Annotated in this window: 10 protein-coding genes; 5 read left to right on the forward strand and 5 right to left on the reverse strand. The window is 28.5% G+C overall.

The genetic code is table 11. The features are described 5' to 3' along the window. Positions 1 to 1,224: an efflux RND transporter periplasmic adaptor subunit gene (locus KGF38_RS11685; protein ID WP_054271012.1), complete on the reverse strand. Its 1,224-nt coding sequence runs from the start codon at positions 1,222 to 1,224 to the stop codon at positions 1 to 3. Between the two features lie 249 nt (positions 1,225 to 1,473). On the opposite strand from KGF38_RS11685, the gene KGF38_RS11690 reads away from it, so the two are divergent. Beyond that, positions 1,474 to 1,959: a MarR family winged helix-turn-helix transcriptional regulator gene (locus KGF38_RS11690; protein ID WP_054271011.1), complete on the forward strand. Its 486-nt coding sequence runs from the start codon at positions 1,474 to 1,476 to the stop codon at positions 1,957 to 1,959. 111 nt (positions 1,960 to 2,070) lie between these two features. Here KGF38_RS11690 and KGF38_RS11695 read toward each other — a convergent pair whose 3' ends face one another. Continuing rightward, on the reverse strand, positions 2,071 to 4,299 hold the full coding sequence (locus KGF38_RS11695; protein WP_054271010.1) for a type IA DNA topoisomerase: 2,229 nt from the start codon (positions 4,297 to 4,299) through the stop codon (positions 2,071 to 2,073). Positions 4,300 to 4,411: 112 nt separating this feature from the next. Here KGF38_RS11695 and dut point away from each other — a divergent pair, with 112 nt between their 5' ends. Beyond that, a complete protein-coding gene (gene dut / locus KGF38_RS11700) occupies positions 4,412 to 4,843 on the forward strand; it encodes a dUTP diphosphatase (RefSeq protein WP_054271009.1) in 432 nt (143 codons plus the stop codon). Positions 4,844 to 5,104: 261 nt separating this feature from the next. Then, complete coding sequence (locus KGF38_RS11705; protein WP_054271008.1) at positions 5,105 to 6,295, forward strand: SH3 domain-containing protein; 1,191 nt, start codon at positions 5,105 to 5,107, stop codon at positions 6,293 to 6,295. Between the two features lie 240 nt (positions 6,296 to 6,535). Here the strand turns inward: KGF38_RS11705 and KGF38_RS11710 are convergent, their stop codons facing one another. Genes KGF38_RS11710 through KGF38_RS11720 form a run of 3 tightly spaced genes read right to left on the reverse strand, consistent with a single transcriptional unit; the run spans position 6,536 to position 7,612 of the window. Beyond that, positions 6,536 to 7,108, reverse strand: a complete 573-nt coding sequence (locus KGF38_RS11710) for a manganese catalase family protein (RefSeq protein WP_054277158.1) — start codon at positions 7,106 to 7,108, stop codon at positions 6,536 to 6,538. A gap of 28 nt (positions 7,109 to 7,136) precedes the next feature. Continuing rightward, a complete protein-coding gene (locus KGF38_RS11715; protein ID WP_003416729.1) occupies positions 7,137 to 7,403 on the reverse strand; it encodes a spore coat protein CotJB in 267 nt (88 codons plus the stop codon). Beyond that, complete coding sequence (locus KGF38_RS11720; RefSeq protein WP_054270993.1) at positions 7,403 to 7,612, reverse strand: spore coat associated protein CotJA; 210 nt, start codon at positions 7,610 to 7,612, stop codon at positions 7,403 to 7,405. Before KGF38_RS11720 ends, KGF38_RS11715 begins: the two co-directional genes overlap by 1 nt. Before the next feature lie 268 nt (positions 7,613 to 7,880). Between KGF38_RS11720 and KGF38_RS11725 the strand changes: the two genes are divergently transcribed. Next, on the forward strand, positions 7,881 to 8,741 hold the full coding sequence (locus KGF38_RS11725) for a tRNA 2-thiocytidine biosynthesis TtcA family protein (protein WP_021385277.1): 861 nt from the start codon (positions 7,881 to 7,883) through the stop codon (positions 8,739 to 8,741). A gap of 47 nt (positions 8,742 to 8,788) precedes the next feature. After that, positions 8,789 to 9,817 (forward strand): 3'-5' exonuclease, encoded by a 1,029-nt coding sequence (locus KGF38_RS11730; protein ID WP_074178411.1) that lies wholly within the window; start codon positions 8,789 to 8,791, stop codon positions 9,815 to 9,817. Positions 9,818 to 9,876: the final 59 nt, after the last annotated feature.

Consider the following 9,876-nt stretch of genomic DNA (forward strand, 5'->3'; position numbering starts at 1 on the left):
CTATTTCTCCTTTTCTACAGGAAATATCTTAGTTCCATCAGAAATAAGACTTATACCCCCAATAACCACTGTATCTTTTTCGCTTACACCACTTTTGATTTCTATTTTATCCTCTGTTACAATTCCTGTTTGAACTAATTTTTTCTTTGCTATATTATCCTTCTTTGCTATGTATACATATTTCTTTCCTTTTTCTTCGAATATTGCTTTTTTAGGTACTGTAACAGCACCATTTTCTTTTTCAACACTTAAATTTACTTGAGCAGACATTCCTGCTTTAAATTTATTGTTTGTATTATTAACAAGCACTTTAACAGGATATAAAGATGTCTGTGGGTCAACTACTGAAGGTACATAATCTACTTTTCCTAAAATTCTCTGGTCTTCAATTATAACTTCTACGTTTCCATCCTTCTTAAATTTACCTATGTCTGATTCGGCTACATTTAAGTCAACTTCTAATATGTTAGGGTTGGAAATAGTAAAAGCTGGCTGTGATTGTGTTATCATTTCTTTTGCATCAAAGTTTTTAGCCGTTATTGTACCATCTACTGGAGCTGTTAATGTTAACTTATCTAAGTTACTCATTGCCAAATTATATGATACTTGAGCTTGGTCAAGTTGTTTTTTAGCAAGAGCTTTAGCTTGAGGTATACTCTTTGAAGTTGCTGTATCGTATGATCTTTGAGCAGAATCTAGTTGTTGTTTTGATTGTTCTAAAGCAAATTCTATTTTTTTAAATTGGTCTAAACTAATTACTTCCTGCTCATAAAGAACCTTATTATTGTCATAATTCCTTTGAGATTCATCATATTGAATCTTTGCATTATCAAGAGCTGTCTTTGCTTGATTTACTTGTGATTCTAATGAACCACCAGTTGCACTTGAATAACTTGCTTTAGCCAAATCTAATGCTGCTTTACTTTGTTTTACACTATTTTCTAGATCTGGACTGCTTATACTCAATAATTCATCTCCTTTTCTTACATTTTGCCCAAGTTTTACATAAACTTCTTGAACTGTGCCAACAGTCTGTGCAGTAACAGCTGTTTCATCTTTAACCTTTGTAGTTCCTGAAAAAGCATTTGTGTTTTCAATTTCTCCTCCTACTGCTTTTTGAACAGAAACTGCTATTGGTTTCTCAGGTTCAGGTTCTTCTGTTTTTCCACATCCAACTAAAAACAGTGAACTACACATTAAGAAAACTATTAAATATCTTTTCATATCTCCTCCTATTATATATTGCACACTAGCTTGTTGTAGAATTTAAAGTGTCTTATTTTAAGTTTAGTTTTAGGCTAATAAAAAAACTTCCCTTTATTGGCAATTTATAATTCTCTAATTTGATTATAAATTTATAATTATTATGAGTCAATAACTTTTTCTTGTTTTAAATTTATTAATAGTTTATAATTTATACTATATAAATAACGAATGTTTTATTACATTATTTGTTGAAGGGATGTTACAAAGATGGATAACAATAATATACTTAAAATAGCAGACTCTTTCTTAGATTTCTTATTTGTACTTGAAAATAATATATTTAAAGAAAGTGATTTGTTAAAAAAATTTCAAAATAACTCGGATATAATGAAAGCGTATTTTGAAGAATGTCCAATGGCTCCATCGCATGCGAAGGTAATTCTTTATCTTATGACATCGAACTCATCATCAATTTCTCAAATAGCTTCTAATTTAGGAATATTAAAATCAAATATGACACCAATTATTGATAGATTGGTAGAACATGATTTAGTGAATAAATTTCCTGACCCAAAAGATAGAAGAATTCTTAGGGTGGAATTAACGGATAAGGCATTTAAATTGTTTGATGCAGTAAAAGCTATACTTAAAGAGTCTTTAGTAAAGAAACTATCAAATCTTTCTGAAGAAGAGTTAGCTTTATTGGATGAACATACACTGAAGCTATCAGAAATAGTAAAAAAATTAGGTTAGATGTAGTTGTGAAAGTCATAATTAAAAAAGAAAAATTTTTTAAAACAATAAATGTCAGTAGCATAATATTATATATTATACTACTGACATTTATTGTTTTATGAGTATTATTTAATTATCAAACTCTATTTTCCAACTAAAATAACCATTATCTGGATTCTTATTGTATTTTAATGTGGCATCAAACTTATTCCCATTTTTAGCAGTTAAAGACTTTACCTTGGTTTCACCTTTTTTTAAAATGTTTTTGACCATTGTTTTATTAACTTTCTTTTTATAAAGACTTAAGTACTTATCATTTTTCCAAATAACAAATTTACATTCTTTATGATTTTTACAAGCAAACCCTTTATCGAATTCAAGCACATCACCCTGACAAACAGGACATTTACCAAGAGATGGATTATCATCATTATTTTTACTTTCATTTTTGTCATCAGAATCTTTTGATACAGCAATTTCCTTTGTGGAATTAGCTATACCTTTTTTCTGCTTTTTTTCCTTTGTTTTAGTAAATTTTTTAGTTTTTGAATCAAAAATATATGCTTCTGTGTTTATGTTTTTTGAAGTATCGTGCTTTATAATATTGACATTTTGATATATAAAATTAATGATATTAGTAAGATATTCTTTTCTAGTGTATTTTCCTTTTTGAATATCACTCAAACTTTTTTCAAGTTTTCCAGTATAGTCTACATCAAATAAATCTTTAACAGGGAAAATTTCAACTAAGTTTTTTCCAAGGTCTGTTATAGAGTAAGATTTTCCTTTTTTATTTACATATCCAACTTGGCTTATTTTCTTCAATACATCAGCACGTGTGGCTGATGTCCCTATAGAATATCCTGATAACACTGTTGTATCTTCTTCAGGCACGTTTTTACCACAATTTTTCATGGCTTTTAGAAGAGTGTCTTCAGTATATGGTTTAGGAGGAGTAGTCTGTTTAGTTAATGGTTTTACTTCTAAGACATCTACACTATCATCTTTATTTACAAGTGGAAGTAAATCGTTTTTTTCTTCCTTATTATATACTTCAAGATATCCTTTTGATTTAAGTACTTTACCTTTTGTTAGGAAAGTACAATTATCTACTTCTGTCTTAATTTCTGTATTCTCATATTCAGCAGGAGGCATAAAGTTTGCTATGAACCTATCTTTTATAGCATCATAAACTAGTTGTTCATCTTTAGATAAGCTTTTTGGAATTATATAAGTAGGGATTATAGCACTATGTGAATCTACTTTAGAAGAATCAAAGACTCTTTTAGTCTTGGAAAATTTAATTTTATTTTCATATTCAAGACCAACCTTTAATTTGTCTAAGGTTTGAGATACTTTTGAAGTTAAGCTTTCTTCTAAAAAAATAGAATCAGTTCTAGGATAAGTTATATATCCACCCTTACCATTACCTTCATAAAGAGATTGACAGACATTTAGAACCTTGTCAGATGTAAAATTAGAATACTTAGAAGTTATATATCCTTGAAGTGATGTCAAACTAAAAAGTTTGGGTGCATATTCTTTTGACATAGTAACTTTTTTATCTAGTATTTTACCTGTTTCAGATGTAATTGAAGCTATAATTTTATTTGCATCTTCAAGTGTATCAAATTTACTTTCTTTGCCCTTAACATACTTACCTTTATATTCACCAGCTTCAGCTTTAAAATGACCTTCGATTTCGTAATAAGTTTTAGGAATAAAATTTAGTATTTCCATATCTCTATCATAGACTAATTTAACTGTTGGAAGAATTACTCTACCTATATTTAATAATTTTCCATTTCCATATTTCAATGTAGCAACAGAAGTGAAATTTATTCCAATCAACCAATCAGTGATAAGTCTTGTATATCCAGCTGCTTGAAGATTTCTCATTTCATCTTCATCTTTTAAGTTTTTTATACCTCTTGTAATGTCTTCTGGTGTCCATTCATTTACTAAGATTCTTTTTACTGGTTTTTTATTGTTTGCAAGTAAAAATATTAGAAATGCTATGAGTTCTCCTTCTCGGTCATTATCAGTAGCATTTATTACATATTCTACATCTTTTCTATTCAAGAGCTTTTTTACAGTATTAAATTGTTTGGTTTTAGAACTATCAATCTTAAATTTAAACTTATCTTCAGGAACAAATGGAAAATTATTCATTTTCCAAGAACCAGAATATTTATCTTTATCATAATCCTTCATATCATATAATGATACTAAGTGCCCAACTGCATAAGTAATTATATAATCATTTCCTTCAAAGTAACCATCTTGTCTAGTCTTTGCACCTAGAAAGGATGCTATAGTTTTTGCAACAGATGGTTTCTCAGCAAGTACAAGTTTCATAAAAAATCCTCCTTTAAAACACTAATAATTATATTACCACAAAAAAATAAAAAACTTCAAGAGGTCGAAATTTAAGTTATAATATTTATAGAAAGTTGAAAGGAGATATAAAATGTATAATTTGAAAGTAAAAAAATTAAATGACGATGCTATAATACCTAATTTTGCTCACAAGGGTGATGCTGGTATGGATTTGTATTCTATAGAAGAGGTTGTAATACCTTCTGGAGAGACTAAACTTATTAAAACTGGTATATGTATAGAGCTTCCTGCTATGACAGAAGCACAGGTAAGACCTAGAAGTGGACTTGCTTTAAAGCATTCTATTACTGTGTTAAACACACCAGGAACTATTGATGAAGGATATAGAGGAGAGCTTAAAATTATATTAATAAATCATGGGAAAAATGATTTTAAAGTTGAGAAACATATGAAAATTGCTCAAATGATAGTGAAACCTATCTATGATATTAACATAGAAGAAGTGAAAGAATTAAGTGATTCTGAAAGAGGAAAAGGTGGATTTGGTTCAACAGGTTTTTAAAAAGTTACAAAAAAGTTAAAAAATATAGCCATCTTTTAAAAAGGTAAAAGATGGCTATATTGCTGAATTACAGGCTGTTAATAATTAAAATTAATTTATGGTAATTTGTGGTAAATAAATATTGCTATAGACAAATAGTTACAAATTTGTAATAATATTAATATAAAAGAAATAATTGATATTTTAATAGAGTGTCAATTATTTCTTTTATATTTAAAAATTAAATAAAGTTACTAGAAAAGAGGAGATGAGTGGAAAGTTATGAATTTTAATCAAAAGAGAATAGCAGCCAGTATAATGGCAACTGCGATAATAATGCCTACAATGGGGAACTTAGCATATGCCGATGAATCTGGAGTAGAGAGTGTAAGTATAGAAAGTAGAACAATAACAGGGAATGCAGTAAATTTTAGAAAAGGACCAAGTACAAACCATGAATCAATGGGAAAACTTTACAAAGGTGATAAAGTTGAGTATGTAGGAAAAGATGGTTCTTGGGCAAAAGTTAAATATAATGGAAACACAGGTTATGTACATGCAAATTATGTAGGAATAAATAACCTTGGGAATAGTAATGAAAGTAGTGATGCTTCAGTTAAGTCAACAAAAGTTGTTACAGCCAAAGGATTAAATTTTAGGACAGGACCAAGTACAAGTAGTTCTAAAATATCTACATTAGGATACGGAACTGAAGTTGGATACATATCTGAGTCAAATGGATGGTCAAAAATAAGTTCTAATGGTAGAGTGGGTTATGTTTCAAGCAAATATTTAGGAACTAGTGTAAATGAATCTACGAATGGAAATTCTGGAAGTAGTTCAAATGACCTTGTAAAGGACACAAAGGTTGTAACAGCAAAATCATTAAACCTTAGAACGGGGCCAGGTACAGGTCATTCTAAAGTAGCAACATTAAGCTATGGAACTGAAGTTGGAAGTATTTCTGAAGATGGAGGATGGACAAAGGTAAATCATGACAATCAAACAGGATATGTATCAAGTCAATATCTTGCTGAAAAAGGTTCTGTTGATACTTCAACTCCATCTGATTCAACTAACACTCCAAGTCAGGGAGCTGATAGTGTAATAAGTTTTGCAAAGACACTACTTGGAAAACCATATGTATGGGGAGCGGAAGGTCCAAATAGTTTTGACTGTTCAGGATTCACACAATACGTTATGAAAAAATCAGCAGGTGTTAGCATACCAAGAGTATCTAGAGACCAAAGTAAGTATGGAACATATGTAAACAGAGGAGACCTTAGAAGTGGAGACTTAATATTCTTTGATACACAAGGGTCAAATAATGGTTCTGTAAGTCACGTTGGAATATACATGGGAAATGGAGATATGATACATGCATCTTCAGGTTCATCGAAAAAGGTAACAATATCTAATATAAATAGTAGTTACTATTCAAGTAGATATGTAAACGCAAGAAGAGTTTTATAATAATTTTTTATTATAGAACTTAATCAATAGATTTTTCTTTATTGCTTATAATAAAAAAGCAGGTACAATATTAATAGTGTTATAGATTACATTCTATATTACTATTTAATTAGTACCTGCTTTTTTCTTTACCTTCTTCAATTTATAGAAAATAAACTGGATTTATGTTATTTTGTAAATTTTAATAACAACAGTAAATTATAAATTATCAAATAATATTAATTTATATAAATAAAAATTTTAGAACATTTTTTGGTTTTCTTCTAAGTCGTAAGCATCCATTAAAGCTTCACCAAATCTTTGATAGTGAATTATTTCTCTTTGACCTAAGAATTTTAGTACATCTATAACATCAACATCATCTGTTAGATTTATAAGTTGATAATAAGTCGCAAGTGCTTTTTGTTCAGCAGCCATATTTTCATGTAAATCAGTTACAGGATTTGACATAACGGCTATAGGTCTTACATCAAATGGAACACCATTTGAATCTGTTGGATAAATTCCATATCCATTTTGTGCATAGTTTGAACCAAGACCTGCAGCTTTTAATTCTTCTGGACTTGCATCAGAAGTCAACTGATAAACCATAGTACATATAAGCTCAACGTGAGCTAATTCTTCTGTACCAATGTCTGTTAAAAGTGCACGCATATTGCCAGTAGGCATTGTATATCTTTGGCTTAAATATCTTAAAGATGCAGCAAGTTCTCCATTTGGTCCCCCAAATTGAGTTATAAGAAATTTAGCCATTCTAGGGTCGCAAGTTTTTATATTAACTGGGTGTTGTATAGTTTTCTGATATATCCACATGAATTTTCAATCCTCCAATACTTGATGTCTAATAATTAAATTCTCTGTCCCAAGGCCAAGGTTGGTCAGCCCATTGCCAAGGGCATCTACTTGGAGCATACCCAAAGTTAGTTAAAGGACCGTATTTATTTTCGTAAGCATATCTAGCTTGCGCAAATTGGTTACATAATGAATTGTAAGTGTTGATAGCATTTTTGTCATCAGGATGATTGTCTAAATATAAGTTCATATCAACACATGCAAAAGATGTCTCCTGAATTTTTCTCATAAGTTCAGCTCTAGATGAATCTTTCATTATCTTCTACCTCCTCTAAATTTTTTTGGCTTAGCATATAATTCTTTGTTGTACATTTCAGATTCTAATAAGTTTAGTTCTGGGAATATAGTTCCAAATTTTAATGCATCAGAAAGGCAGTACATTTCTGTGAAAATTTGATTATTAATGTATGGTCTAGCCAAAGATGGACCACAATTTTTTTTGATATCTCTAGTCTTATTTTCCAAGTTGAAAACCTCCTTGTTGTGAATAGATAGGTAAGTCTATCTAGTGTATAATATTCAGTCATTTAAAAATCGTTACTCATAATAAAATATTAAATGAGAAAAATAAAAAAGATAATAAAAGAAAGAGGTTATTTATGTTATTATAAGTTTATGTGTTATTGAAAATTATAAATTATTTGTTGAAATTAAAGTGAAAATTATAGTATTTTATAGATGAAGGTAGACTTTTTTGTAAAATATTATTAACATAAATATATGAGGTGATTAAATGAGTGAGCTATCAGGAAAAGGCTGTGAAATTATAGTTCCTTTTGAGGAAAGACTTCCAGTAAGAGATATAGAAAAAAGTATAATAAAAAAATATAGAAAAAATTTATGGTCAAAGTTTATGAAAGCAATAAGAGATTACAAATTAGTTGAAGAAGGGGATAAGATAGCTGTAGCAATTTCTGGTGGAAAAGACAGTATTCTTATGGCTAAAATGTTTCAGGAGTTAAAAAGACATGGACAAGTTAATTTCGATGTTGAGTTTATTGCTATGGACCCTGGATATCATGCAAATATAAGACAATTACTTATAGATAATTGTGAGTACCTAAATATACCAATACATTTATTTGATTCAAGAATATTTGAAATAGCAGATGAAATAGCAAAAGATTATCCATGTTATATGTGTGCAAGAATGAGAAGAGGAGCATTATATTCAAAGGCAGAAGAGTTAGGATGTAATAAGCTTGCATTAGGTCATCATTATGATGATGTAATAGAGACAACAATGCTTAATTTATTGTGTGCTGGTAATTTTAAAACAATGCTTCCTAAACTTAATTCTACTAATTTTGAAGGTATAAAAATCATAAGACCACTTTATTATATAAGAGAAGAGCATATTATAAGATTTATTCAAAATAGTGGTATATGGCCACTAAATTGTGCATGTATGGTTGCAGCTAAAAAAACAGGAAACAAGAGATATGAAATAAAAGACTTAATAAAAAGTTTAGAGCCAAATTTTAAAAATGTAGAGAAATCTATATTTAAGGCAGCAGAAAATGTAAATCTTGATTCAATACTTGGTTGGCAACAAAATGGGGAGAAACATTCTTTCTTAGAAGATTTTGAATAAAAATAATTAAAAAGAATCACTATAAACAATTGGAAAGGGTGTTTATATTGAAAAGAGTATATGTAGACTTTGAAATGAATATGCCAAATTCTAAATCAAAGAGGGCAGTATTAAATTCTGATATAATTGCAATTGGAGCAGTTATGTATGATGAAAAGACAAAAAATATTGATAAATTTAAATCTTTAATAAAACCAGTAAGTAATGAAGAATTGTATCCTCATATACAGGAATTAACACATATATCTTCAGAAGAATTGAAGAATGCACCAAGTTATGAAGAGGTCATGAGAAAGTTTAAAAAATGGTTAGGCATATTTTCTGAAATTGAAGGAATATATACTTTTGGCAATTTAGATTTGACATGTTTTAATAATACTGATATGAGAAGTTCTAAGAAGAATAATCATCCAAGATTTGTAAATAATATTAGGGATTTATTTATAGATATAAAAGAAAAATATATAAATTGTGGTATGAGATGTATGAACTACATATCATTAAAAAACTTACTTGAATTTGCTAATTTAGAATTTAGTGGAGATGCTCATGACCCATTAAATGACGCATATAATTTATTTGTTTTGGATGAAGTAATAACAAATAATATTGATATACAAAATCTTTTGATAATACGAGATATAATAAGACCACCATTTAACGACATAAATTGTGACTTAGATACTTGTTTTAATAAATTTAAGGAGTCTCTGTATAATAAAGAAGGAAATTATAATATTGTAGATTTTTCTATCGAAATAATAAAAACTGTGAGAATGTACTTATTAACAATCATAAATATAAATATACAAAATTTAGAGGTTATGAAAGATATAAGCAAGAAATTGGATACTATAGATAAACTGAAAGATATAGAAGAAGGTTATTTTTACTTATTAGAAGATGTATATTTTGATATGAAAGATTTGCTAGAAGATTTAATGCTTTATAGAGTGCATGAAGATGAGTATAAGTATGAAGTAGAAAATATAATAAAAATGTTTGATGAAGATTTATATAATGAAAAAATATATATCAATAAAGATAATAATTTAGATGCTGTTAACAAGGTATAGGAAATTATATATAATATAATAAAATTTGATGACTATGATAATTTTTTATAAGATTAAAG

Origin of the sequence: Clostridioides sp. ZZV14-6387, assembly GCF_020657835.1 — a bacterium.
Classification (GTDB): domain Bacteria; phylum Bacillota; class Clostridia; order Peptostreptococcales; family Peptostreptococcaceae; genus Clostridioides; species Clostridioides difficile_A.